Origin of the sequence: Aneurinibacillus soli (assembly GCF_002355375.1) — a bacterium.
GTDB lineage: Bacteria > Bacillota > Bacilli > Aneurinibacillales > Aneurinibacillaceae > Aneurinibacillus > Aneurinibacillus soli.
In genome coordinates, this window is sequence record NZ_AP017312.1 from 1,907,089 (window position 1) to 1,933,976 (window position 26,888).

The following is a 26,888-nucleotide window of genomic DNA, read 5'->3' on the forward strand; positions in this document are numbered from 1 at the left end:
TATCTACAAGCGGGGCTTGGTTAGGAAACTTATATCCCAAAGTTCATAAATTAACATCGTTTATGCTTCTACACACAAGACATGTGGAGTACTTAATATTGATGGTGCTAAATCAATAGATGAGATGTGAAAGTATTGATCGAGTATATTTCAATAATTGTTTTTTTATAGTATGTTATTACTTTAGAAGCTCAGGCGATAATTACATCTGAGCTTCTTTACAGTTATATAAGTAGTGATATACGATAGAAGAGATCGAACTACAGTTTAGCTTATTTGAAGGGCAAGAATTAAATAACGTTTAGAGGAAGTGTAAGTATGACTGTAGCTCCGGATAAAAATAAGCTTTATCCAAATGAAAATATTAGAACAGTTTGTTACATTAAAAATCTACCAAGCAGGCCAAACGTTGAGATTGGCGATTATACATATTACAGCGACAATACAAACTCACCAGAGAATTTCTATGACAATATTCAGCATCATTATGACTTTTTAGGTGATAGGCTGATTATCGGTAAGTTCTGCGCCATAGCTGAAGGGGTTACTTTTATTATGAATGGTGCTAATCATCGGATGGATGGTTTTACAACATATCCCTTCAATATTTTTGCCGGAGGTTGGGAAAAGGTCACTCCAACGATAGAGCAGTTGCCGTTCAAAGGCGATACTTTGATTGGCAATGATGTATGGCTGGGACAACATGTCACGATTATGCCAGGGGTAAAAATAGGTGACGGTGCAATTGTTGCTGCGAACTCAACTGTTGTAAAAAGCGTTGAACCGTATACAATTGTTGGCGGCAATCCTGCAAATGCTATTAAGAAGCGTTTCAGTGATGAGATGATTAAATTATTGCTGGAGCTTCAATGGTGGAACTGGGATGAGAAAAAGATATTTGAAAATCTTGAGCAATTAGTATCGATTAATGATATTGCTACACTAAAGAAGCTATTGAATGAGGAGTAATATAATAAATAGCAGGTCAAACTCCTGCAAATGGGATTTTTTATATCCCTTTCACGGTCTCCACACATGTGGAGTGCGTGGTAAGGCTATATTTAAAGAATGGAAAGTAAAGATTGAAGAAGAGCATTTGCTGAATCATAAGCAAGTCCTATGCCAGAGTCAAGGCATACCAGGTTTTACACAGGGCGTAACACCGATGTAGGAAAAGGAGCATATTTTTGTATGCAATAAAAAAGAGACAATCGGAGGCACTTGTGCCTTCGGTTGTCTCTTTTTCCATTACGTTTTTTAGCTATCTTTTTTAGATGGAGATCCAACGCCAAGAGTAGTATTGTCTTGTGAATAATAAACATCATTATTTACTACTAGACATCCTGACATCATATCGTGAAGCCCTTGTTTTTTCTCAGTGAATGCAACCATAATATAACCAATACAAAAGATACCAGATAGAATTTTCCCAAAGTATCTTCCGGTAGCCCTGCCGAATGAAATGCGATCTCCATTCAGAGTCGCTACTTTGATGCCAAGTGCTCTCTTTCCAAAAGTGGCCTGTTTTTTCGAACTTTCCATTAAGGTAAAGTATAACCAGGTCACAACAGTAGTGAAAATAAATACAACCAACTGAAATAGCAACATAATGCCAGTAGCTATGCCTTCACCATCAGGATCTGCTGAATAAGCAGTGAAGCCGAAAAGAAACGATGTAGGAATGACAATGATATTAATCGGAATCCCCACAATAAGTCCATCAATAAAGGCAGCCAAGAACCGTTTCCAGAAGCCAGCGTACATAACTCACTCTCCCCTCATATAGTCTTTACATGACTCCCTTATACATATGAAGATTTACCTGGAAGAATTCCACTTATACGGATAATATGGCAGCGGCAGTATCATGAGACTTTCTCCATTCAGAAGTTTTTTTATCCCCGTAAAGTAAAGAAAGTAGGCTTACGCTTCTTTCGCAATGTTTAAATAACTATATTTCAGCCCGATGATTGTTAAAATAGTAAGCATGATGTGCGTTTTTCTCAGCTCGTTCTAAGAAAACCATGATAAACTATTCGTTGTTGTATGATATCTAGAAAAGGAGAGAGTTTTTTGTATAAACCACCTGTAAAACAGCCGATTGAACAAGGACCACAGACCACAAAGAAAAGAGTTACCCGAAAAAAACCAAAGAAAAAGTTCAGAAGAGGAGTGTTTTTCTTCGTTCTTGGATTATGTTATATATATATTTCTACGGCCCTGTTTGTTTTCAAGGGACCCTACCAAAATGTGAAAGATTACGCGCTTCAATCGCTCGGGACTACACAGCATCCAAAGCTTTGGCTCTCGCTTTTTTCACTAAATACCGTTTCTGCGGAGGAAATTGCGAAATATGCGGCTGGAACCGGGCAGCCTACCGTTAATAGCGACGGGAACGCAACTGGATTGGGGAATTTTGGCGGTATTAAGGACAGTTCCATCCAAGTTGAGGATTACAAAGATAATACGTATTCGGCAAAGATTATGCTTGTTCGTGATCCGATGCGCATCAAAGTTGGAGTCACAAACCAAATTGGCAAGGTTGGCCAAACAGTGAGTGAAATGGTGCGTGATAACAGTGCGGTAGCTGGTGTTAACGGAGGCTCGTTCCAGGATGTTGGCTGGCATGGAACCGGGGGAGATCCTCTCGGGACAACGATTCATGGCGGAAAATATTACGCGACCAGTGAAAACAGTAATGTTATTGGGATCACCTCAAACGGTTCTTTGATTTCAGGAAAATATTCGGTGAAAGAACTGCAGGATATGGGAGTTAAGGAAGCTCTGTCATTTGGGCCGATTCTTGTGAAGGACGGGCAAGGACTTGTTCGTGGCAATGGAGGCTGGGGAAATGCTCCCCGTACTGCAATTGGCCAGAAGGCCGACGGTACCATCATTTTTATTGTGACAGACGGCCGCTTTATCCATGGAACCCAGAATCTGGGGGCAACCTTGCATGATATACAGGATCTCATGTTGAAATACGGAGCTGTCACCGCAGTTAACCTGGACGGTGGTTCTTCTACTACAATGGTATATAACGGTAATTTGGTGAATGAACCAAGTGATGTGCTCGGAGAAAGAAAAATCGCCACTTCATTTATCGTTATGCCGGAATAGGAGGAGGAAACGTGAAAAAAATTATCTGGTTTTTGTTAATTGTAACAGGAATTCAAGTCGGGACATTCTCTTATTATAATCATCTGCTAGGTGGAGGAGCCAATGGGCCGGATGCAGCGGCGGTTTCATACAAAATCGGCGGATCGAATGGAGACCCGGTTAAACTTTTTGATGGACAGACAGATCAGGTGGCCCTGTCGGACAGCAAGAATCTCGTTGCGTACGTTGATGAGCAGAATACACTTCATGTACAAGACATAACAAACAACAAAGAAGTGTATACACTCAGCAATGAAGGCAAAATCGATTATATAACCTGGATTCAGGATAACGGATTGCTGCTTGGAATCAGTAAAGGAAAAGGCTCGAATAAAAAACTGATCGTAAAAACAGCGATGCTTTCAACAAATAACGTACGGACTATACGAACGATCGGTCCGGTATCGTCCACTTCGACGTTTAAAAAGATGACGTTTAGCCCGTTTACGAACGATATTTATATACTGGTTGGCAACAAAAACATTTCCAAGCTTTATCATGTCGGTACAAGTGGAGATTTTAAGATGGAGAATGTCAGCAGTTACTATGTTGATAATATCCTCATGGCATCCACCAAAAATGAGCTTTTCTTTGAAGATGTAAAACAGCGAATTCCGTACCTGCATAGCCGGGATGAAAAGGGGACCCATCGAATCGAAAAGAATGCGGTGGCACTTCGAGCGATTAATGATACGTTGTATTACGGCAAGCTTGATGCTGCCGGCAATGTTACGTCCGTTTACACGTATGAACAGGGGACTTCGAATAAAATTATTGATCTAAATCAGCCGGTTAAGCCGGACCGTCTGCTTGTCAAAGAAGATGGAACGCTCATACGGGTTGAGGATGCGAAATATGTGGATCTGAAAACGAACAAGGAAACAACGATAGCTGGAGAAGGACAAGCAAGCGTAAAAAATAATGTGTTGTTCAAGTCGTCGCCATCAGGTACAACACTTATCAACTTATAAAGAAAATTTGATCCAACAGTATCTTAAAAAATAATTTATCGCAGAGGTAATATAGAAATGGTTAATAGATTTTCTGAAACGATATTTTGGTTAAGAAGGCGTATATCAGATTTTGACCTTTCATTGATAGTATGCTTGCTTGGTATTTCATTTTTTTGTATTTCGGCGATTTATTCTACAACCATTAATCGCGTAGGAAAGGAAACGATATATAAAACGCAATTGGTATGGGAGGTTATATCGTATCTTAGTATGCTTGCCTTTACGGTTTTTAATTATCGAAACTTAAAAGGCATCTTGTCCTGGGTTGGATATGCCATAAGTATTTTTTTGTTAATTATTGTATTTGCTTTTCCAGCAAAAAATGGGGCACACGCTTGGATCACATTACCTGGATTTCAATTTCAACCATCAGAGATTGCAAAAATATTTCTTATCCTTACAATTTCTGACTTCATGGAGAGATCAAAAGAAAAAGATGAAAAGTTTACCTTTAAACATGCCGGTGTCATTTTTGGTATTTTTATTGGTCCATTCATTCTTGTGCTAATGGAACCGCACTTGGGTCAAGCACTTGTTATGCTTGGAATTGTAAGTGCGATGTTGGTCTTATTTTTGGAAAAAAAACAGCTTATCGTTTTTTCGTCAGTAGTGGGAAGTATTGTACTAGGTATATTTCTAGTTAAAGTCATATACCCTGATCAATTCATTCGGTTTGTGGATAGTGCTCCATTTATGAATCATCAAAAAATACGAATTATAACGTTTATTGATCCGCAAGTCGATCCTAAAGGGATAGGCTATCAAGTGACGCAGGGGATTATAGCGGTAGGTTCGGGGGGACTATTTGGCAAAGGGTTATTATCTGGAACGCAGACACAAGGTGCCTGGATACCTGAACAGTGGACTGATTTTATTTTCTCTGCTATTGCGGAAGAATTTGGTTTTGTCGGGTCTAGTATTGTACTCTTCCTGTTTTTCTCGATTTTGTACAGAATGACTCGCATAGCCCAAACAGCACCTGATTATTTTTCCTCTTATTATATTACAGGAATAATAGGGATGTTTTCGTTTCAAGTGATTGAAAACGTAGGGATGAATCTTGCTATAATGCCTGTAACTGGGATTACACTCCCTTTTATTTCTTATGGAGGAACCTCTCTTCTGACAAATTTTATTCTTGTTGGAATTGTTCTTTCAGCAGGTATCCGGCGGAAAAGTCTTGTTTTCTAGTGTGCAACTTTATTTTACCGATACAATTGAGGTATAATATACCTTGATAAATGAATGCAGTGTAGATTCAAAGTTGAAAGAGAGTGGAATAGTATGGGTCGTAAGTGGAACAATATTAAAGAAAAAAAAGCATCAAAAGATGCAAATACGAGTCGGATATATGCGAAGTTCGGAAAAGAAATTTATGTAGCAGCTAAGCAAGGTGAACCTGATCCAGAATCCAATCGGGCTTTAAAAGTCGTACTCGAACGTGCAAAAACGTATAGTGTACCGAAAGCGATCATTGACCGTGCGCTTGAAAAAGCAAAAGGTGGCTCTGAAGAAAGTTATGATGAACTTCGTTATGAAGGCTTCGGACCGAACGGATCCATGGTCATTGTAGATGCACTGACAAATAACGTGAACCGTACTGCATCCGATGTGCGTGCAGCATTTAGTAAAAACGGTGGTAACATGGGAGTCAGTGGATCTGTAGCTTATATGTTTGATGCAACGGCTGTTATCGGTATTGAAGGCAAGACAGCAGATGAAGCGCTTGAAATCTTAATGGAAGCAGACGTAGACGCACGGGACATTTTAGAAGAAGATGAAGCGGTTATCGTTTATGCTGAACCTGATCAGTTCCATGCTGTGCAAGAAGCATTCAAGAATGCGGGTATAACTGAATTTACAGTTGCAGAACTAACAATGCTTGCACAAAATGACCTAACACTTCCAGAAGACGCACAAGCACAATTTGAAAGAATGATTGATGCATTAGAAGATTTAGAGGATGTTCAACAGGTGTACCACAATGTAGATTTTGGTGAATAATACATGAAAAACCGACCTTTTATTATCCAATAAAAGGTCGGTTTTCATTTAATAATCTTTCAGATTGGTATGTTAAGGGAAATATACTAGAACTTCGCATACCATGGATGCTGATCGGTCTTACAGACCCGAGTAGGAAAATGGCATGGGGGAATTTGTATACATACAACAAAATCCAACCGATTCCTTCTCCGGGTATTTCAATTATGCCGGTACTGAATCAAAGCGATGCCCAGCCGAACCTGTTGTTCTATACATGGAAGAATTGGGATCAGCCTAATTATTATGAACGGAAAAAGAAGAGCTATTTTATTCTGCAGAATGAAATGAAGAAATATAAGGAGTAATGATTTAGCAAAATAAATAAACGTTTACAAGCCCAGTATTTATAGGATAAAAAGTGTTAAGAGATAGAAATCTTAGCACTTTTTTTACTGGATAATCCATAATGTTTAGAAATTGTTGAGTGGGTACGTGTATACTTAGTAGTGATTAGGTAATAGGTATATTTTCATCGTTAAGGAGATGGTACTAAAAAAGGTTACAAAATACAGGTGAAATCAATTTATATACAAGTCTAAAGATTTATATTAAACGAGTATGAATTTTCGTAGCTTCTAGTCATAAGGAAGGTGTACCTACTTTGTTTATTCTGGTTTTGACATTGCTTCGTGACATTCTATTCTTCTCTATTCTTATTACATTGCTTATTGCGATAAAAATAGGAGTTACCTTGAGAAAAGAGAGAAAAAAGAAACAAGAGCAGTTAAAAAGATATGCTCAACAATTACTACAAACTAACCCGTCTGTAGACGGTAAATAAAAAAGAAAGAAGAGATCGATTCAAATGAAAAAATGGATTACACTCGCACTAACTCTGTTAATTATGCCGACATTGTTCATACTTTCTAGTCAGCGTGTTTCAGCCGACGAACTTGATGTTACGGTTACATATAAAGTACAAAAGGGCGATAGTTTATATAAAATAGCGAAAAAAACGAATAATACCGTTGCGATTCTGATGAAGGCAAACAAATTGTCCTCTGATAAATTAGTCGTGGGTCAAGTGCTTGAGGCACCTATTAAAAGTAAAGAAGTATTTGCAAATCTAACAGGAATGAATTATGAAGAAATGGTAGCTGTAAATGCAGAAAAGACAAGCAAATTATCAATTGCTGATATGTCGAAACAACAAGATAAAGCCGTTATATACCAAGTCAAACAAGGGGATACAATTGATTCTATTTCCAGGAAATTAAAGGTAAATATACAAAATGTAATAGAGGCTAATCCGGAAATAAAAGACCCTAACTTTATTTTTATTGGACAAAAAGTGCGAGTTCCACAAAATTAATCAGAAAATGATCAGCTAGAAAGGTAAAAAGAGGTATGATAAAGAGCATCTGCTGGATAATTTGGCAGGTGCTTTTTTTGTCTATATGGTTTATCGAACGAAAAGAGTGATTGATGGGAAAGTAAAAAATAGTTGACAAAAAATCTTTTCAGGTTGATACTATAACTATTCCTAACATACCCCTATGGGTAATTAGAAAGAGAGGTGTACACATGACAGTCAGTCTTGCTATTACCTTGTTCTTGATCGGGTTTATCGGCTCGTTTCTTTCCGGCATGTTGGGAATTGGCGGGGCTATCATTAATTATCCGATGCTGCTTTTCTTACCTGCTATGCTAGGGGTAGCAGACTATTCGGCGCATGAGGTTTCCGGAATGATTGCCATTCAAGTGTTTTTTGCAAGCTTGAGCGGCGTACTGGCGCTTCGCAAAGAAAATGTGATGAACGATCGCTTGATTGTCTACATGGGAACATCGATTATTGTCGGCAGTCTAGCTGGAGGATATGGTGGACGGTATTTATCGGAAGAGCTTGTAAACATGATTTATGCTATTCTGGCAACGATTGCTGCTATTATGATGTTTATCCCGCGTAAAGGGAACGATGATAATCATGGAACGGAAAGGATAGAGTTTAATCGTGTAATCGCGGTGATTTCTGCTGTTATTGTCGGGATTTCTTCAGGGGTTGTCGGAGCAGGTGGCGCTTTTATCTTGGTGCCGATTATGCTGACGGTTTTACGGATTCCGGCTCGTATCACCATTGCCTCTTCGTTGGCCATTACCTTTATTTCATCCATCGGGTCAAGTGTTGGAAAGCTAATGGCAGGGCATATCTTGTTCTGGCCAACAGTTGTTATTGTACTAGCTAGTGTTCTTGCCGCACCTTTGGGAACAAAGGTAAGCAAACGAATGAATGCAAAGGCGCTGCAGCTCATCCTTGCCATTCTAATCGTCGGAACCGCAATGAAAATCTGGATAGATTTGTTTAGTAAATAAAAAACGGGAAAACAGCGATGTCTTCCCGTTTTTTTTTTGTTCATTTCATACATAAGGATACGGTGCGTTGCATTAACGTAAGGTTACGAGATGCTGTTTGGCGTCATATGTGACAAGGGGTTCATCATGGTGAATCCGATGTAGAAAATCAGGATTTGCGATAAGTGGACGACCGAACGCAGCTACGTCAATCGTGCCTTCCTCTATTGCCTTTTCTGCAGTTTCTGCATCCAAACTACCTACCCCGACAATGATGCCCTTCCAATGTTTGCGTACGAGTTGGTGCAGTGTTTTGTTGTCTGCGATTACTTGTGTAAAATTCATCGTTGAAGGATGAATCATCGTTACGCCGACTTCGTGAAAGGCTGCAATAAATGTTTGAATCGCAGCTTCTGGGTCTTCCCACATGTAGTCCGGGTTATCCATTTTTAACGCGGAGAAACGGATAAGTGTGCGGTCTGCTCCGATGGCGTCGATGACGGCACGCAGCACTTCTTTCATAAAGGTAAGGCGCCCGGCAAGGTCTCCACCGTATTTGTCAGTCCGATGATTCGAGACATCGGAATTAAATTGGTCGATGAGATAGCCGTGTGCCCCATGGATTTCTACACCGTCAAAGCCTGCTTCGATCGCATTTTTCGCAGCCTGTGCATATTGGGCAATTACTTCCTGAATGTCGCCCGTGGTCATTTCTTCTGGGACATCATACGGTTTGCGGAAACGTGGTACGACTCCTTCAGCTTGAATCGCGGACGGAGCTTGCGGTGGAAGACCACCGGCCAGTTCATGGTGAGTAACGCGGCCTACATGCCAGATTTGCGCAATAATGGTGCCGCCTTCGCCGTGGACAGCTTCGGTCACTTTTTTCCAGGCTTCGATTTGCGCGGGAGAATATATACCAGGAACGCCAGGATTTCCTTTCCCGCGTGGACTGATGACGACCCCTTCGGTAATGATCAGGCCGATCCCATCTGCTGCTCGTTTGCGATAATACTCTACGACATCCTCGCCGACTACTCCGGTTTGATCATCAGCAAAGCAGCGCGTCATCGGGGCCATCGCTGTGCGGGTTTTTAGATTCCAGGCACCGATTGTGACAGGTTCAAATAATTTGTCATATGTTTTGTTCGTCATTGTGCAGTCCCTCCATTTATTTGTTCATGTATCCACGTTTCAAGTGCGAGGAGTTTATGCTGTGGATACGTGTTTGTCACTTTTTCCTGCAGGCTGGCCAGCGTTTCGGCTTTTAGTACGTCTGTCCAGGCGTTTTCTGCGTCTTTCATCAGTATCTCAAGGGCGCATGATTCGTGGGAAGAACAGGTCTTTTCATCTGCGAACAGATGGGAGGATACACCTTGATTCAGATACAACGATTGGCAGCCCTCCACAGCGACATAGATGTCGTACACGGTAACATCTTCCGGTTGTTTTGCGAGAGAAAATCCGCCGCGAATGCCGGGTGTAGAGTGTACGAGTCCAGCATGAACTAATTTTTGCATTAATTTTTTTAGGTAGGAAGGGGAAACACCAAGTCGTTCGCTAAGCGGTTCTGCCGGAAGGCTTGTGCGCTTCGGAAGACGAACGAGAATGAGCAGCGTGTAGACTGCTTGTTCCATTCCTGTTTTCATCCGCATTTTTTGTTCACCTATTCAAAACGTAATATTCAGGATAAACATTATCCTTAAAAGTGATGATAAATTAAGAAAAGAAAAAAAGCAAGTCTCCGGTGGGGGAGATCGGAAGTTTATTTAGCGAACAAAAGATTCAAATGCATTTTGCCACGCATACTTCTATAGAACCTGTTTGGTTGACTGAAAATATGGTTTTGCTTGGCGAGATTCCCAGGTATTTTGACTTTGAAGGAAAAGAAGCTATTGGAACCGTTGAGAGAAATGGAGAAGAGTCCGATGATTTCGTAATCGATGATACTGCCTTAGCGTACCGCTCACCTAACGGATTAGTGATTATAGTGGGCTGTGCTCATTCAGGGATTTGTAATATTGTAGAGTATGCAAAGCAGGTGTGCGGAGATGAGCGGATTATAGATATTATCGGAGGGTTTCACCTTCAGAATCCGTCCAAAGAACAGATGGAGCAAACTGTGGAATACATGAAAGGATTGCGCTTGCCTATCATGCATCCGTGCCATTGTACAGACTTTTCGTCTAAAGTAGCATTGTCTAGGGCAGCTTCTGTTCAGGAAGTGGGGGTAGGGCTACGGCTTCAATATGAGTAAATGACCGAGGCTGTCCCAAAAACCAGAACATGGCGGGTGGGACAGCCTCTTCTTTTGTAGAATCGACAACGTATGGTGGTGAGGGAGTGGGAGAAGGGAAGAACCGTTCGCTATGCTGAAGTTTTTATCAAATCGGCTGCATTACCTGCATAAATCTTCCCATCCGCTCCAGCGCCTTCTCCAAATCGACGAGCGAGGTTGCATATGAGCAGCGAATAAAGCCCTGTCCGCCTGATCCGAATACATGTCCCGGTACGACCGCCACCTTCGCTTCCTCCAGCAGCCGAAGAGCAAACTGCTCAGATGACATGCCAGTAGAAGTAATTGAAGGGAAGGCATAGAAAGCCCCCTCAGGCTCGTGACAGGTCAGCCCGATTGCATTCAAGCCGGCTACAAACAGCTTGCGGCGTTCATTGTAGCTCGCCATCATCTCATCCTTGGCAGCCAAGCCATGACGCAATGATTCGAGCGCGGCGATCTGGGCAATGGTAGGGGCGCACATGGCCGTGTACTGATGGATTTTCAGCATGCCGGCTATCAACTCGCGCGGGCCGCACGCATAGCCTACCCGCCAGCCTGTCATCGCGAACGCTTTGGAAAAGCCGCTGATGACAATCGTACGCTCCTTCATGCCCGGCAAGGAGGCGATACTGACATGCTTTCTCCCATAAGTCAGCTCGGCATAAACTTCATCCGAAATGACCACCAAATTATGTTTGATAATGAGTTCTGCAATCGGCAGCCAATCCTGCTCCGTCATAACTGTTCCAGTTGGATTACACGGATAATTGATCATTAAAGCCTTTGAATGAGGCGTAATTGCCGCTTGCAGCGCTTGCGGGGTCAGCTTGAACTGCTCCTCTGCCGTAGCCGCCACCTCCACAATTTTACCGCCATGCAGATGGGTAATTGGTTCATAGGCAATATAGCTTGGTGCCGGAATCAGCACCTCGTCACCCGGATTGATTACTGCCCGCAGCGCCAGGTCGACGGCTTCACTGCTCCCCACCGTCACGATAATTTCCTGCTCGGGGTCATAGGAAAGCGCGAAGCTATCGGAAAAATAAGCCGAAAGCTCCTCCCGCAGCTCCATCAAGCCGGCATTCGAAGTATATTTCGTCTGCCCTTCATGCAATGCCTGAATGCAAGCTTCACGTACCTTTTCCGGTGTAACGAAATCAGGCTCTCCGACCCCAAGGGCGATTGTATCTCCGCCTGCTGCATTCAGATCAAAAAAAGCGCGAATTCCCGATGGCCGAATATCCCGTACACGCGAGGATAAAAACTGCCCTGTACCCTCTTCACTAAACATTTTCATTATTACACCTCATTTTTCTTAAAAATCGTTATGCCTTAAGAAAGCTACGCGCCTGTTTGCCGATTATTTGAATACCCCGTTCGATATTTTCATCCGTTACTCGTGAAAAACCAAGCCGCAATGTATTCGTCCCTTCGCCTTCTTGAATAAAAAACTTGTCTCCCGGTGTAAAAATAACGCCCTGTTCTGTGCAAGCTTCTAGCAGCTGGCGTGTATGTACGCCTGTCGGGAAGGTGAGGAACAAATGCAAGCCCCCATCGCCAGACAGCTGCGCCTCAGGAAGATGTGCTTCACAGCATGCCTTTGTCAGCTCATATTTGCGCTTATACTCTGTACGTGCTTTTTTTACATACTTATCGAAATTTCCGTTAAGTAAATATTGGTATAAAATCGATTGATCGATTGTTGATGTATGAATGGTGCGTGCACGCTTAATGCTTTCCAGAGTGTCGATCAGTGCTCGGTCTCCAAGCACCCAGCCTACTCGCAAGCCAGGGAACAGCACCTTGGAGAAGCTGCCAATATAGATGACTCCGTTCCCTTGCCCTGCTGTCGCTATTAAGGGCGCAATATGCGCTCCCGAGTAGCGCAGCTCCTCATTGAATCCATCCTCGATCACCGGAATCTGATAGCGCATCATTAATTTCATAACGGCGCTGCGCTTTGCCGACGACATGACGATGCCTGTCGGATTGTGATAGGAAGGAGTCAAATAGGCCAGATCGAAGCTATTGGTCTGCAGTACGGCCTCTAGCCGCTCCACATCAATACCGTCACGCTCCATCGGAATGCCGGTAATCTCAAATCCTTGCAGCTTCAAATTTTTAATCGCTGTATGATGGGTCGGATTTTCACAAATTGCCGCTCCGCGACGTGCGGAAGGGCGCAATGCCGACAGCACAATGTCAAAGCCTTCTGTAAACCCGCTTGTAATCAGCATATCCTTGCCGCTTATATCGACGCCCTTATTCTCCATATAACGCATCAGGTAATCGACCAGCGGCTTGTAGCCCTTGGCATAGCCGTAGTTGAGCAGCACCTGCCCTTCGATTGCCATCCGGTCCATAAAGGCTCGCCTTACATCCCCCATATCAAACAGTTGCTCATCCGGAGCGATGCTTGTGAACGAGATGGTTCCTTTTTTGGCACGAATGCCCTGCTTCATCATATCCAGCTCTACAGCCGATACAGCATACTCGTTCATTCTTGCCTTCCAATCGATCTGCCAGGTGGCAGAGCCGTCAGCTCCTCCGTTATCTGCAGTCGACTGGCCCACCATGGCGGCCACATAGCTGCCCTTTCCGGGAATTGCATACGTAAATCCGTCATCCTTCAGGCCTTCATAGGCTGCAATGACTGTATTGCGGCTTACTTTAAGCAGACCGCTCATTTCTCGTGTGGAGGGCAGCTTCTGATCCGCCTGAAGCGCCCCTTTTATAATTAAACGATTGACGTATTCTTTCACTTGTATCGCGACCGGACGGTCACTGACAAGCTTGAAATCCTGGAACATCCTTCATCGCCCCCCTCTATAATGATGGCATGGAAGACGAGAGAAAAAAAGAACCACCGCACTGGATTTTTCATCCTTCGGTGGTTCTTTCGCATAATGCCAACAATTTTTGACGTTCTTGTTCGGGGAGGGAGGCTGCGATTTTAGCCATGCTGCTTGAGTTTGTTTTAATTGTCAATAGTTTAAAGGGGGTGAACAGGACAATCAGTAGAGAAAACCTGTTGACAATTATGTTCATGCCCCTTTATAATTCAACGTATTCAAAAAACGTACCTGTTACAGGTGTATATAGAGCGCTGAAAGGAATACAGTAGTGCCTAGAATTTTCGTCTCAGAGAGCTGATGGTCGGTGCGAATCAGTACATACCTAGGCATGAATTACACTCCCCGAGCTTCTTTTTCGTAGTAAAGATTTGGTCTTTATGAAGGGAAAGACGGCAACATAAGCCGTTATCAAAATAAAAGTGGTGAGCACTTGCTCGCAACTAGGGTGGTACCGCGATGTTTATTCGTCCCTACTGGTTTTCCAGTAGGGATTTTTTGCGTTTATAAAATAACCAATGGATACAAGCATTATGCTCCCTGGGCTTCTTAATGCAGAAAGGAAGGAATCTAGTATGAAACAATTAGTAAAATCTACAGCACAAATTCCGGCACACTTGAGACAATTTGTCTCTCAACAGCATTATGAAGACTATACCCCTGTTGATCACGCTGTATGGCGCTACGTTATGAGACAAAATCATCATTTTCTTAAAGACGCAGCACATCCCGCATATGTCGAAGGGCTTTTGGCATCAGGGATTGATGTAGAAGCTATTCCAAAGGTATCGGACATGAACGAGCGCCTTTCAAAAATCGGCTGGGGAGCTGCAATTGTTGACGGATTAATCCCTGGCGTTGCCTTTTTTGATTTTCAAGCTCACGGTATTTTGCCGATTGCCGTAGACATTCGAAAAGCGGAAAACATTGAATACACACCGGCTCCAGATATTATTCATGAATCTGCAGGACATGCGCCCATTTTGTTTGACGCCAAATATGCATCATACGTAAAACGGTTTGGAGAAATCGGGGCTAAAGCATTCGCAACAAAAGAGGAACATGAAGTTTTTGAAGCGGTAAGACATTTATCGATTGTAATGGAAGACCGCAACTCTACACCTGAACAAATTGAAGAAGCAAAACAAATGCTAAGTGAAAAACAGAAAGCTGTAAAAGGGATGTCCGAAGCAGAACAAATCTCGCGCATCTTTTGGTGGACAGTAGAGTACGGATTAATTGGAACGGTAGAAGATCCACAAATCTATGGTGCCGGACTCTTATCATCTGTAGGAGAAAGCAAACACTGCTTATCCGAAGAGGTAGTGAAGCTTCCATTCTCCGTAGAGACTTGTATTCAAACAAGTTACGATGTGACAACGATGCAGCCGCAATTATTTGTATGCGAGAGCTTTGACCAATTGATAGAAGGAATTGAAGAGTTTTCAAGTACGATGGCATTTCAAACAGGCGGAACGGAGAGTTTGGATAAAGCGTTACGATCAGGCAGCACATCTACATTTGTCCTAAACTCCGGGTTGCAGATTACAGGGTCTGTTGCAAGCATCCATAAAGATTCAAATGGAGAAGCCATTTACGTAAATACAATTGGACCCACAGCCTTAGCTATCGATAATAAAGAGCTTCCGGAGCATTCAAAAGACGTCCATCAGGATGGCTTTGGAACACCGATTGGTTTATTGGACGGAAATATTTTACTCGAAGAATGTACAGATGAACAACTTGTTGCGTTAGGAATTGTAAAAGGCCAAACAACGACGCTATCGTTTAAAAGCGGTGTTCAAGTAACTGGCACAGTCTCAAATATTGTACGAAATAAAGAAAAAGTAGCGCTGATCTCTTTTGAAAGCTGCAATGTTGTAGTAGGGGATACTCTATTATTTGCAGAGCAGTGGGGAACGTTTGATATGGCGGTAGGATCTGCAGTAATCTCTGCTTTTCCGGGAGCTGCAGATGCAGAAGCATTTTTTGATGCAGAGGAAATGGAAGAAGATACTCTGACGGAACCAAAACAGTTAACAGAGTTAGAAAGTATGTACCAGACAATCAGAGACACTCGTGAAAAAGCAACATGGGATGAAAAGAGTATAACTGCTGTTCAAGAAGTTCTTCAAGCCTTGAGAAGCTTTTACCCGAAAGAATGGCTGTTACGCTTAGAAATTCTCGAGTTATTTGTCATTCATCATGTGCAAGCTTCAGACAAAGAGCAGGTCCTTGAGGAATTACTCAATCTTAGTAAAACAAAAGAACTTCAGCATCTCATCAAAAATGGCTTAGAGTTACTTCCCCTTCAAGTCGGGAATCACGGATGATAAGTAAATTTCGAAAAAAAAGGTTTTTACTCCGTCGAGAGTAAAAACCTTTTTGTGTAGTGAGAGCTTGATGTGCTGTTATATGTGCTATGAAGCATTTCTAAGATTAGCAATATCCATTCATATCACATTGCATTCCATCAAATCCGTTTGTTTTATTTTTCTCTAATTCCTGATCGATAACTTTGGCTAATCTTTCTTTACTAGCTAGTCCCTGAATGACTTCTTTACCAATCACAAACGTTGGAACAGCCGTAATTTGAGCTTCTTCATAAGCGTGTCTTAGTGCTTCTTGATGCACTTCACGATACTTTCGTGATACTAATGCTTCTTTAAATGCATCCTTAGAGAGACCAACTTCATCCGCTAATTTTGTTAGTACTTCAACGTCTTCAATGTTTTGTTCTTCTTGAAAAAATGCAGTAAACACTCTGTGGTGATACTCATTTCCTTTTCCATGCTCCTTTGCGAAATGGTATCCTTCAAAAGCCAAATGCGTATATGGATGTGGAGAGACACGTGGTAAACGCATGTCAATTCCTAACTTTTTCGCAGCAGGAAGAATAAAGGAGTCCCATGAGCTCAATTTTGCAGGATCTTGCCATGGGTCAATTTTTTCATAAGGACTAGGACGTAATTCAAAGGGCATCCATTCTACTTCTACATCTTTTTCCTTGATGATCTCATCTAATGGACCTGTGCCTAAAAAACAAAATGGACAAATAAAATCAGAGTAAGCTTTAATTTTTATAGTCATGTATGACCGCACCTTTCCTTTTTTAATTCCTGTCACATTGTAACTATAATAGTTACAACTTGAATGAAAGTCAATTCATTTATGATAAAAATTTTAACGGATGCCTTGTTCAAAAAAATGAAACTATGAATGGGTTTTTTCGTATAAAAATTGTAGCTTGTTGGATGCAGAAGGGAGCAGACTTGTCTAAACTGCTTTCTTTATTTGTTAGCAGGGCAAAAGTAAAGAAGGAGTGGAAACATGTTTAAACGAATTGGTTTATTCATGCTTGTGAACATTCTCGTAATGGTCACAATCGGGGTGATTACAAGTTTATTAGGGGTGCAACATTACGTTACGTCTCGAGGAATTAACTTTGGGGCGTTACTCGTATTTAGCGGTGTGGTCGGTTTCTCCGGTGCATTGATCTCGCTGGCACTTTCACGTGTTATGGCGAAATGGTCGATGGGTGTGCAAGTTATTGATCCGAATGGTCCGCTTCGATCTCATGAGAAAGCGCTGCTTGAAGAAGTATATAGCTTAGCTCGCAAAGCAGGACTGCGTGTTATGCCGGAAGTTGGAGTGTACGATTCGCCGGAAGTAAATGCTTTTGCGACAGGTCCGAGCAAAAGTCGTTCCCTTGTAGCGGTGTCGAGTGGCTTGCTAGAAGAGATGGACGAGGATGCGGTGAAAGGCGTACTAGCGCATGAGATCGCACATATTGCCAATGGAGACATGGTGACGATGACGTTACTGCAAGGTGTCATTAATACATTCGTCGTCTTCTTATCGCGCATATGTGCCTATGTAGCGTCCCGCTTTGTTCGGGAGGATATGGCTCCGATCGTGCAGTTTATTGCGTCGATTATCTTTGATATTTTGTTCTCGATTTTAGGTAGCATTGTGGTGATGGCGTTCTCTCGTTATCGTGAATATCAGGCAGATGCCGGGGCGGCTCGTCTGACAGGTAAGGACCGAATGATTCATGCGCTGCAATCGTTGAAGCATACGGTAGAGTTGGTAGATACGGAACAGAAATCAGTGGCGGCTTTTAAAATCAGCAGCGGTAGAAACGGATTTCTTAGCTTGTTTGCGAGCCACCCGGATTTGGATGATCGTATTCAGCGCTTACAATCTATGAAGTAGCATACAAAAAATAAAGGCTTGAGCTTTGCCGGAAAACGGCAGGCTCAGGCCTTTTTAGATTGCGGGATGAGGCTTCAGGTTCAATCATCTGTCGGAAGTTTTGTATCGAAAACAAGTCTTGTTTATTCGGATATATTGTTGTATTGTATAACTCGTACAACTACATATAGTGCTTTGTGGTGTGCCTGTGAGAACGCTCCAGGTACTTAAAAGGGAAGTTCGGTGCAAGTCCGACGCGGTCCCGCCACTGTAAAGGGGAGTATGCTTCTACTATGCCACTGTTTGAAGAAATGGGAAGGCGAAGCATGCGATGAACCTGAGTCAGGAGACCTGCCACAGAGTAAGACACAGGAAGTAGCCACGGGAGATGGTGAAGTGTCAGTGGAGAGTAGTCTCATAAACATAAGGCTCTTTGCTTTGACATGAACAAGCATCTTTCTTGGACGACGAGAAAGATGCTTTTTTGCGTGGTTCTTTCCGGATAAATAGGAGGGAAAATTCAATGATCGTATACAAGCCTGACAACCGTGCTCTGCAATTTGATAAAGAAAGGTTGCTGCGCTCGATTGAACGTCTGACAGCGGGAATAGCCGGTGTAAAGCCGGGTGTGCTGGGGAAATATGTATTGGCTAAACTTGCGGATCGTGAGCTTCATGCGGAAAGCATTACGCGCACCACTTATATGACAGCATTGGAGCTCGTATCGAAGGAAGAAGCGAACTGGACGTATGTGGCGGCCCGTGCTTATTTGAACGGGTTATATAAACAGGCCGCACATAATCGTGGCTATAAGGCGTACTCGGACCGTCCGTATGGTTCTTTTTCTCGTCTGCTCGCGCAGCTTGTGGAACAGGGGATTTATCGGGAGGAGCTGCTGGCGGCGTATAGCCCGAAAGAGTTAGAGGGATTAGGAAACATGATCGACCATGAACGAGATCACTTGTTTACTTATATCGGCGTTGTGACTTTGACGGAGCGATATTTGGCATGTGACTTTGCTGGACGAATCTATGAATTGCCGCAGGAACGCTTTTTAATTATTGCGATGCAGCTGATGATTCAGGAACACCCGGAGAAGCGGCTTACTCTCGTAAAAGAAGCATACTGGGCGCTTAGCAATCATTATATGACGGTCGCTACACCGACGATGGCGAATGCGGGCAAGGCGAGAGGCGGGCAATTGTCGAGTTGCTTCATTGATACAGTGGATGATTCTCTTCAGGGGATTTATGATTCCAACACGGATGCGGCACGCCTGTCTAAAATGGGTGGCGGAATTGGCGTAAACTGATATGCGCCCATATACAGTAATGTGTATGGAAAACCCTGCTAAACGGGGAAACTCTCAAATGGATTGAGAAAATCCCGTGCTAAATTTCTACTATGTTACAGTATAAAAGACCTGTATTTGTATTTGAAAGGAGGTGGAATCATGCAGTACGTTTATAAGATTATCAACAAGTGGACCGGAAAATTTTATGTTGGCCGAACAAATGATATAACAAATCGTTTGAATAGACACAAAGTACTTTTACGTAAAGGGCTTCATCATAGTATTCATTTACAAAGAAGCTGGGACAAATATGGAGAAGAAAGTTTTGTATTTGTATTGTTTAAGATTTTTAACACAGGGAATGAAGAAGTTGATTTACATTTAGCAAAGAAATTAGAACAGCATTTCATAATAAACTTTATGCCTTTGGGTTTTTTGTACAATCGTTCTTGGTCGTCTGAAACAGGTTCCCTCAGAGGAAAAGAGCATCCTCATTATAATAAAAAGCCAAATGAATGGATGACAGAAGAAGGATATAAACGACGCAAGGAGTTTTATGCAAGTGGAGTTTTCAAAGGGGAAAATAATCCCTTTTATGGAAGGGGACATACGAAAGAAGTGCTTGAAATTCTTTCTAAGAAATGTGCGAACTTTGGGGAAAAGAATGGATTTTATGGCAAACACCATACTGAAGAAACGAAAGAAAAAATTAGTATTAAAAATAAAGGAAGATTAGCTGGCGAAAAAAATCCTTTTTACGGAAAGACTCATACGGAAGAATTTCGAAAACGTATGGCTGAGAATGCTCGAAAACGGTTTACAGGAAAGCCTATATCGGAAGAACAAAAACAGAATATGAGAGCAGCTTCACCTAAAAATACGAGAGTAAGAATTGAAGGGAGAGAGTATATAAGTATTAGTGAAGCGAGTAGAGCTCTCGGAGTGGATAGGAAAACTGTTTCTTATAGGATTCATAGTAAAAGCCAGCGGTTTAAAGAATACCAATATTGTTAACATAGTAGAATAAACGCCGAACGACTATCGAAACCACATCTTGTAATGATGGAAGGGAGTAGAGTACACTGCAAGCGATTGGCAGTGGAAACGCAGGGCTACCCACTAGGTAGGTGATATAGTCTATTCTTGCAGGTGACTGCAAGCAGTTCATAAGAGAACGGACATGAAGTAGCGATTCATGTTGAATGCATAAGGTATATTGGGAAAGTAAGAGCGCGAGGGTCGTCCATTCGTGGCTATGAAAATAAATCAAGCGGCGTAATCCCGTGGATTCGCCAGCTGAATAATACGGCGGTGAGTGTCGATCAGTTAGGAACACGCAAAGGAAGCATTGCGGTGTATTTGGACGTCTGGCATAAAGATATTCTCGCCTTTCTTGACATTAAGCTGAACAACGGAGACGAACGCATGCGGGCGCATGATATATTCCCTGGGGTGTGCATTCCTGATTTGTTTATGGAAGCAGTGGAGCAGCGGGCGGAGTTTCATTTGTTTGATCCGCATGAAGTACGGCAGGTAATGGGTTTCTCGCTAGAGGACTATTATGATGAAGAGCCGGGGCGGGGAAGTTTTCGCGAGCGATATGAAGCGTGCGTGCGTCATGCTACGCTCAGTCGGATTACCGTTCCAGCGATTGAGATTATGAAGCGGGTGATGATCTCTCAACTGGAGACAGGCACACCGTTCATGTTTTATCGTGATACAGTGAACCGGGCGAATCCGAACAAGCATGCCGGGATGATCTATGCGAGCAACTTATGTACAGAAATTATGCAAAATATGTCGGCGACAACGGTTGTGGAAGAGACGATGGAAGATGGTGAGATCGTCATTCGGAAGAAGCCAGGGGATTTTGTTGTGTGTAACTTGTCAAGCATTCATCTCGGACGTGCCGTTCCAGATAATGTATTGGAACGTCTAATCCCCATTCAAGTTCGCATGTTGGATAATGTGATTGATAATAACAAAATTGACGTCTTACAGGCGCAGCATACGAATCGGCGCTATCGTGCGGTCGGTCTTGGGACATTCGGCTGGCATCATCTGTTAGCGAAGCGGGGAATTTCCTGGGAAAGTAATGCGGCTGTCCAATTTGCGGACGAGCTGTATGAGCGCATTGCTTATTTGACCATTCAGGCATCGTGCGAGCTGGCACAGGAAAAAGGCGCATACCCATTGATCCACGGAAGCGAGTGGGAGAGCGGCCTGTATTTTGCCCGCCGGGGATACGGATCAGCGGCATGGCAGGAACTTGCAGCACGCGTTGCCCAATATGGCGTACGAAATGGGTACATGATGGCGATAGCACCGACTGGCTCGACATCGATCATCGCCGGCTCGACCGCTTCGATTGATCCGGTGTATGAACTGATCTCATACGAAGAGAAGACGACGTATAAAATTGCCAATCCGGCGCCGGATTTATCGCCAGAGACGATCTGGTACTATAAAACAGCTTTTCATCTGGATCCGCATGCAGGCATTCAGCAGGCGGCGGCCCGGCAGCGTCACATCGATCAGGGACAGAGCGTGAATTTGTACGTGCGCCCGGACATTCATGCCCGTGATTTTCTCGGGCTGCATCTTGCGGTATGGAAGCAAGGTGTTAAAACAACGTATTATGTGCGCAGCCGAGCGGTCGAAATCGATGTGTGCGAAGCGTGTGTATAAAGAAAGAGGGAGAAAATATGTTACAGACACAACAAGTTTTTAATACAGAAGCGCCAAATAAATCAAACCGGATTATTAACGGGCAGTGCTCCGGCGTTCTAAACTGGGATGACATTCGGCGTCCTGAGATGTACAAGCTGTATCGCGTACTTATCGCTAACCACTGGATTCCGTCTGAGATTGCGATGAATAAAGATAAGCAGCAGTTTGCTGGATTGAGCGCTGCCGAGCAGGAAGCGTACAAAAAAATCATTGGATTATTAGCGGTACTTGACAGCATGCAGACAAACTTTGTTACAGATGTAGGGCAGTATTTGACGGATTCATCGCTTGTTGCGATTGCGGCGATTATTAATCAGCAGGAAGTGATTCATAATCAATCGTACTCGTATGTGCTTTCAAGCATTGCGGACTATCAGACGCAGAAAGAAGTGTTTGAATACTGGAAGCATGATGAAGTATTACAGCGGCGCAATTTGTTTATTGCCCGCATGTACCAGCGCTTCCGGGATGAAAAAACACCCCAGACGTTTCTCGAAGCGCTTGTAGCGGATATGATTCTCGAGGGGATTTTCTTTTATAGCGGGTTTGCCTTCTTCTATAACCTCGCTCGCCATCAAAAAATGCTCGGCACAAGCCAGATGATTAGCTACATTCAGCGGGATGAGGCGCAGCATGCATACTTTTTCGGGGAAGTGTTCAAGATGCTCCTGGAGGATTTTCCGGAGCTGAATACGGAAGCGAACCGCGCTTTCGTCTATGAAAAAGTCGAGGAGGCGGTTCGGTTAGAGACGGAATGGGCGCATGAGGTGCTTGTTGGCATAGAGGGCATTGATCTGACAGAGTTCCGGGATTATATTCGCTACATTGCGAATAAACGGTTGCAGACGATGGGGTTTGGCAAGGCGTATGAAGGGGTAGATAACTGCATGCCGTGGATTCGCCCGTTTTCAGATGAGGCGCTTAATCAGACGAAAACGGATTTTTTTGAAGCAAAGTCGCGCACGTATGCGAAAGTGACGACGGTAAATGGATTCGATGATTTATAAAAAATTTTAAATATAGACCTTCCTGTCTTTTTAAAGGGTAGGAAGGGTTATTTGCTATCTTCATAGAATTTTTTATTTATAAAATAAAGAAACCAAAAAAAAGTATATCTCGTATATACTGGTGAGCATAAAAATTTGACCTGAATTCAAGGAGGAACTATACGATGTCATTGTTTAAACGATTGCGTGATCTTACTCTTTCTAATGTGTATGCCTTAATTGAAAAAGCAGAAGATCCAGTAAAAATGCTGGATCAATATATCCGGGATATGGTAGAAGACCTGGAAGAAGCGGAAAAGGCGGTTGCGGCGCAAATCGCGATTGAGAAAAAGTTTAAAATTTTGTATGAAGAGCAGGAAGCGCTCGTACAAAAAAGAGCAGAACAGGCAGAAAAAGCGGTGCAGGTAGAGAACCTTGATCTGGCACGTCGTGCGCTAGAAGAGAAGAAAAGCGCAACGCAAAAAATGGAAGAGTATAAAGCTGCATACGAGCAAAATAAAGCGGCGGCCGAGCAGCTGCGCGGCAAACTGCGCGAGATGCAAAAGCAAGTAACCGAGATGAAAAATAAACGGGAGACACTCGTTGCCCGTGCGAATGCAGCGAAAGCCCAAACAGAAATTAACAAAGCGATGGCAGGCTTCGGCTCTGATACGGCACAGGCTGGATTAAAACGAATGGAAGAAAAAGTGCTGGAGATGGAATCACGGGCGGAAGCATCGAATGAACTGTCGAACAAAGAGAAGTCGCTTGATGATGAGTTTGCGGCTTTGACAAAAGATGCCGATATTGAAGATGAGCTAGCGGCTTTAATGAAAAAACATCAGAAGTAAGGTAAGAAAAGCATGCTATAGCACCCCTTACCATAAACATGACTGTATCCATGTTTGGGCAAGGGGTGTGTTTTATAGGTAGCAAATAGGGGGAGGAAGATACAAATGAGTTTATTTGAGCGCATTGCGAACATTTTAAAGAAGCCTGAGCCACCGAAACCGGAGAAAAGTGTCCGGGATTTAGGACCGGGAGATATTGTGGAAGTATCCCTGGTCACATATGAAGTGGTTGGGAGTACACAAAGTCCAAAGCGCAAGGCGGTTTTTCTAACATTACAGGATGGTAGCACCGTGAATTACTTAAAAATCGAAGAGCGGGAACGTGTGTATTACGAGTTGTATACGGCTATTGATGGCCGCCTGGATTCGGTGGATGAGATTCCGACCACAATCGAAATGGAAGATACGGTTTATCATATGGAAGAACAATACTCGGGCAATGTGTTCAGTAAGGGAAAGACGCCTTTCTCAAGCGAGGGCGAACAATATGTCTGGGAATTCCAGTCAGACAATCGGAAATTACTTAGAATCGAATGGCAGGATGGCCGCATGATGATGTATGAAGGGGAGTTAGTTATTCCCGGTGATGTAAAAGTCATACGAGCAACATAGGAGGGGGAAACGATGGTAAAAAGGCTCCTCACATCGGTCAAGGTTATTTTGATAGGTGCGTTACTCGCTTTGACACTAACAGGGTGCGGAGGTGAAGCGGCAGAAAATTCGTACCCGCTGGAGTCGATTACACAAAACGGCCAGCAGCAGTCTAAAGTATATCGCGCTGAAAATAAGACAGTTCCACAAGTGGCAGAAGAGCTTAGACAGCAAGAAGAACCGAAAGAAATCTCCAAAACAGATACCGAGCGAATGTTCCTTGTTTATCCGGATAAGTGGTATCATCTCCAGAAAGATCCGAAAAAGCCAGAAGATACATTAATTGAGATCAGCAATAATGAATTTGTCCGCCAGAATTATAGCCCTTCCTTTTTAGAAGGATACATTTTAGCCAGTGTACTAGGTAACTTATTTGATTCGCATAAACGATATGATGGCAAGTACCGCGGATATACAGAGCGGGATATCTATAAGCCAAAAACTACGTATCATACACCTACAGCGCAAGAGAAGAAAGTAACGCCGCCAATTACCACACAGGGCAGCGGGTCGATTATTAAGCGAAGCGATCGACCGTCATCTACCTCAAACAGTGGAAATACATCGGTTGGCACAAATGAAAGTACTACAAAAAAAGGGAAGATTGTAAAATCATCTGATGAAGGTGCTTTGTACAATCAGAGGAAGGAAGTCAAGCCGAGTAGTTCGGACTTTTCCAGACCACAAAGCAATTCCCCTCCTAGAGTTAGTAGTGGAGGATCAGGGAAAATTACAAAACGAAGATAAGATTGTAAACAAGGCATCGCCCCGGTACAGTAGGCGATGCTTTTTTGTCTGATATCAGGACGTTTTTGTTTCGAATCGATGTCCATATTCCGTACATTATGCTTATCATACAAGATGATTTGGACTGGCATAATCTTTGCTTGTTTAGAGTAAAGAAAGAAGCAAAGGGTTTTATCTCCAGTAAAGAGAAGTTGTATCTATGATGTTAAGCGCTTACAAAATAGTAGGAGGAGAATGGACATGTTACTTTCAGATGTATTGAAGCAGCACGCTGCCAATCAGCCAGACCGACTGATTACCGTTTTTCAAGGACGTGAAACGAGCTATGCGAATATGCAGGAGAATAGCCGCCGTCTAGGTGGATATTTTCATAGACAAGGGCTTGTTCAGGGTGATGTTGTTGCTCTGCTGCTCAATAACTCAGACTGGTTTGTGACGTGCTATTTTGCTTGCCACTTTGCCGGGCTGATTGTGCTTCCGATTAATACTCGCCTTGCTCCGCGAGAAATCGAATACATTTTGCATCATTCAGAAGCTCGCATGCTTGTGTATGATCATGATTTGTCAGAGATCGTTGAACAGGTTATTCCACAGGCGCCGAATTTGCAGCACTTCGTTCATGTAGGAGAAGGCGGCGGTGGATTTGAGATTGGTGAGGCGATTAAGCTAAGCGGCGAGATTCCAGAACTTCAGCAGCAGGAAGATGATACCGCTGTCATTTTCTATACGTCTGGCACAACCGGGAGACCAAAAGGAGTGATGCTCACACATCGCAATTGTGTGGCGGCTGCGTCCATGTGGAACGAGGCGCTTGGCATGCAAAGGGAAGACCGTGTGATGATTGTCGCACCGCTGTTCCACTGCGCAGCGGCTCACGTTTTCATGCTGCCGACGATTTACGGGGGCGGAGCACTTGTGATTGAACCAGGTTTTCATCCGCAGGGAGTGGTTGAATCGCTTCAGAAGAATGAGGTGTCGATCTTCTTCGGCGTTCCAGCTATGTATATGATTTTGCTAAACACACCTGGCATTGAAAGCATGGAAGTTCCACATCTGCGCAAATTTATGTACGGGGCCGCACCAATGCCGTATGAATTAATTCGAAGAATCAAGCAGCTGTTCCCGCAGACCGGAGTACAAAATTTGTACGGTCAGACCGAAAACTCGCCGGGTACGACCACATTAGGCGATGAGCATTCATTAAGCAAAGCTGGATCAGTAGGGAAGCCACTGCCGCGCAGCGAGGTACGTATTGTGGATGAAGAGGGGAACGAAGTGCCGATTGGACAAGTTGGAGAGATTGCGATTAAAGGCGATCATGTAATGAAAGGATACTTGAAAAACCCGGAAGCGACAGCGCTTGCAATTCGAGGTGGCTGGCTGTTAAGTGGAGATCTGGGTAAGTTTGATGAAGAAGGGTTTCTGTATATTGTCGACCGCAAAAAAGATATGCTCATTCGCGGCGGCGAAAACATTTATCCGATTGAGGTCGAAGAAGTACTGTATGAGATGCCGGAAGTGCTCGAAGCGGCTGTCGTCGGCGTACCGCACGAAGTATACGGCGAGATTCCTAAAGCGTGCGTGGTTGTGAAGGATGGACATTCGTTGACCGAGGAGCAGGTGGTAGTGTTTTGTCGGGAGCGCCTGGCGAAGTATAAGGTGCCAGCTCTCGTAGAATTTGTGGATGAGCTGCCGCGCAATGCAAGTGGGAAGGTGTTGAAAACGGTTTTGCGTGGAGAGATCAAGTTCTCGTAAAACAGTAAAAAGTAGAAAAGCCGTTGACTTTGGGTCAGCGGTT

At 43.3% G+C, this 26,888-nt stretch carries 23 protein-coding genes, 2 pseudogenes, 1 riboswitch and 1 other annotated feature; of the genes and pseudogenes, 19 read left to right on the top strand and 6 right to left on the bottom strand.

What is annotated here, in order from left to right:
- The first annotated feature begins 318 nt into the window (after positions 1-318).
- The gene (locus CB4_RS09680) at positions 319-969 is read left to right on the top strand and encodes a Vat family streptogramin A O-acetyltransferase (protein ID WP_096465395.1); all 651 of its coding nucleotides are present in this window, start codon (positions 319-321) and stop codon (positions 967-969) included.
- Between the two features lie 288 nt (positions 970-1,257).
- On the opposite strand, the gene CB4_RS09690 is transcribed toward CB4_RS09680, so the two are convergent.
- Positions 1,258-1,764, bottom strand: coding sequence for an RDD family protein (locus CB4_RS09690; protein ID WP_096465399.1), 507 nt, complete (start codon positions 1,762-1,764; stop codon positions 1,258-1,260).
- Positions 1,765-2,250: 486 nt separating this feature from the next.
- Here CB4_RS09690 and CB4_RS09695 point away from each other — a divergent pair, with 486 nt between their 5' ends.
- From CB4_RS09695 to CB4_RS09730, 7 genes are all read left to right on the top strand, one after another.
- The gene (locus CB4_RS09695) at positions 2,251-3,120 is read left to right on the top strand and encodes a phosphodiester glycosidase family protein (protein WP_157737909.1); all 870 of its coding nucleotides are present in this window, start codon (positions 2,251-2,253) and stop codon (positions 3,118-3,120) included.
- An 11-nt stretch (positions 3,121-3,131) separates the two neighbouring features.
- Entirely contained in the window at positions 3,132-4,130 is a 999-nt protein-coding gene (locus CB4_RS09700; RefSeq protein ID WP_096465403.1) for a hypothetical protein, read from the top strand.
- 57 nt (positions 4,131-4,187) lie between these two features.
- The gene (locus CB4_RS09705) at positions 4,188-5,363 is read left to right on the top strand and encodes an FtsW/RodA/SpoVE family cell cycle protein (RefSeq protein ID WP_096465405.1); all 1,176 of its coding nucleotides are present in this window, start codon (positions 4,188-4,190) and stop codon (positions 5,361-5,363) included.
- Positions 5,364-5,456: 93 nt separating this feature from the next.
- Entirely contained in the window at positions 5,457-6,176 is a 720-nt protein-coding gene (locus CB4_RS09710) for a YebC/PmpR family DNA-binding transcriptional regulator (protein WP_096465407.1), read from the top strand.
- Between the two features lie 140 nt (positions 6,177-6,316).
- Positions 6,317-6,523 (top strand): hypothetical protein, encoded by a 207-nt coding sequence (locus tag CB4_RS09715; protein ID WP_146226613.1) that lies wholly within the window; start codon positions 6,317-6,319, stop codon positions 6,521-6,523.
- Positions 6,524-7,023: 500 nt separating this feature from the next.
- Entirely contained in the window at positions 7,024-7,530 is a 507-nt protein-coding gene (locus tag CB4_RS09725; protein WP_096465413.1) for a lytic transglycosylase, read from the top strand.
- 212 nt (positions 7,531-7,742) lie between these two features.
- Positions 7,743-8,528, top strand: a complete 786-nt coding sequence (locus tag CB4_RS09730; RefSeq protein ID WP_096465415.1) for a sulfite exporter TauE/SafE family protein — start codon at positions 7,743-7,745, stop codon at positions 8,526-8,528.
- Positions 8,529-8,600: 72 nt separating this feature from the next.
- Here CB4_RS09730 and CB4_RS09735 read toward each other — a convergent pair.
- Together CB4_RS09735 and CB4_RS09740 are read right to left on the bottom strand one after the other, a co-directional pair.
- Positions 8,601-9,641, bottom strand: a pseudogene (locus tag CB4_RS09735) (alkene reductase); the annotation flags it as partial.
- Positions 9,642-9,658: 17 nt separating this feature from the next.
- Positions 9,659-10,162, bottom strand: a complete 504-nt coding sequence (locus tag CB4_RS09740) for an RrF2 family transcriptional regulator (RefSeq protein WP_096465419.1) — start codon at positions 10,160-10,162, stop codon at positions 9,659-9,661.
- Positions 10,163-10,335: 173 nt separating this feature from the next.
- Between CB4_RS09740 and CB4_RS09745 the strand changes: the two genes are divergently transcribed.
- On the top strand, positions 10,336-10,764 hold the full coding sequence (locus tag CB4_RS09745; RefSeq protein ID WP_231956212.1) for an MBL fold metallo-hydrolase: 429 nt from the start codon (positions 10,336-10,338) through the stop codon (positions 10,762-10,764).
- A gap of 127 nt (positions 10,765-10,891) precedes the next feature.
- On the opposite strand, the gene CB4_RS09750 is transcribed toward CB4_RS09745, so the two are convergent.
- The gene (locus CB4_RS09750; RefSeq protein ID WP_096467700.1) at positions 10,892-12,076 is read right to left on the bottom strand and encodes an aminotransferase class I/II-fold pyridoxal phosphate-dependent enzyme; all 1,185 of its coding nucleotides are present in this window, start codon (positions 12,074-12,076) and stop codon (positions 10,892-10,894) included.
- Between the two features lie 34 nt (positions 12,077-12,110).
- On the bottom strand, positions 12,111-13,595 hold the full coding sequence (locus tag CB4_RS09755; RefSeq protein ID WP_096465423.1) for an aminotransferase-like domain-containing protein: 1,485 nt from the start codon (positions 13,593-13,595) through the stop codon (positions 12,111-12,113).
- A gap of 287 nt (positions 13,596-13,882) precedes the next feature.
- Positions 13,883-14,115: a binding site (T-box leader), on the top strand.
- Positions 14,116-14,212: 97 nt separating this feature from the next.
- Here CB4_RS09755 and CB4_RS09760 point away from each other — a divergent pair.
- Positions 14,213-15,970 (top strand): aromatic amino acid hydroxylase, encoded by a 1,758-nt coding sequence (locus CB4_RS09760; protein WP_096465425.1) that lies wholly within the window; start codon positions 14,213-14,215, stop codon positions 15,968-15,970.
- A gap of 106 nt (positions 15,971-16,076) precedes the next feature.
- On the opposite strand, the gene CB4_RS09765 is transcribed toward CB4_RS09760, so the two are convergent.
- Complete coding sequence (locus tag CB4_RS09765; RefSeq protein WP_096465427.1) at positions 16,077-16,727, bottom strand: DsbA family oxidoreductase; 651 nt, start codon at positions 16,725-16,727, stop codon at positions 16,077-16,079.
- Positions 16,728-16,967: 240 nt separating this feature from the next.
- On the opposite strand from CB4_RS09765, the gene htpX reads away from it, so the two are divergent.
- The 9 genes and pseudogenes from htpX to CB4_RS09810 all read left to right on the top strand — a co-directional run bounded on the left by htpX (position 16,968) and on the right by CB4_RS09810 (position 26,845).
- Complete coding sequence (htpX, locus tag CB4_RS09770; protein WP_096465429.1) at positions 16,968-17,852, top strand: protease HtpX; 885 nt, start codon at positions 16,968-16,970, stop codon at positions 17,850-17,852.
- Positions 17,853-18,012: 160 nt separating this feature from the next.
- Positions 18,013-18,204: riboswitch (cobalamin riboswitch) on the top strand.
- 150 nt (positions 18,205-18,354) lie between these two features.
- Positions 18,355-19,143, top strand: coding sequence for a ribonucleotide reductase N-terminal alpha domain-containing protein (locus CB4_RS09775; protein WP_096465431.1), 789 nt, complete (start codon positions 18,355-18,357; stop codon positions 19,141-19,143).
- Positions 19,144-19,284: 141 nt separating this feature from the next.
- Complete coding sequence (locus tag CB4_RS09780) at positions 19,285-20,139, top strand: NUMOD3 domain-containing DNA-binding protein (protein ID WP_096465433.1); 855 nt, start codon at positions 19,285-19,287, stop codon at positions 20,137-20,139.
- Between the two features lie 198 nt (positions 20,140-20,337).
- Positions 20,338-21,813 (top strand): annotated as a pseudogene (locus CB4_RS09785) (ribonucleoside-diphosphate reductase subunit alpha); the annotation flags it as partial.
- Positions 21,814-21,830: 17 nt separating this feature from the next.
- Complete coding sequence (locus CB4_RS09790; RefSeq protein ID WP_096465437.1) at positions 21,831-22,862, top strand: ribonucleotide-diphosphate reductase subunit beta; 1,032 nt, start codon at positions 21,831-21,833, stop codon at positions 22,860-22,862.
- 164 nt (positions 22,863-23,026) lie between these two features.
- Positions 23,027-23,692: a PspA/IM30 family protein gene (locus CB4_RS09795; RefSeq protein WP_096465439.1), complete on the top strand. Its 666-nt coding sequence runs from the start codon at positions 23,027-23,029 to the stop codon at positions 23,690-23,692.
- A gap of 105 nt (positions 23,693-23,797) precedes the next feature.
- The gene (locus CB4_RS09800; protein WP_096465441.1) at positions 23,798-24,304 is read left to right on the top strand and encodes a DUF4178 domain-containing protein; all 507 of its coding nucleotides are present in this window, start codon (positions 23,798-23,800) and stop codon (positions 24,302-24,304) included.
- A gap of 12 nt (positions 24,305-24,316) precedes the next feature.
- On the top strand, positions 24,317-25,090 hold the full coding sequence (locus tag CB4_RS09805; protein WP_096465443.1) for a DUF4247 domain-containing protein: 774 nt from the start codon (positions 24,317-24,319) through the stop codon (positions 25,088-25,090).
- A gap of 240 nt (positions 25,091-25,330) precedes the next feature.
- Positions 25,331-26,845 (top strand): class I adenylate-forming enzyme family protein, encoded by a 1,515-nt coding sequence (locus CB4_RS09810; RefSeq protein ID WP_172890845.1) that lies wholly within the window; start codon positions 25,331-25,333, stop codon positions 26,843-26,845.
- Positions 26,846-26,888: the final 43 nt, after the last annotated feature.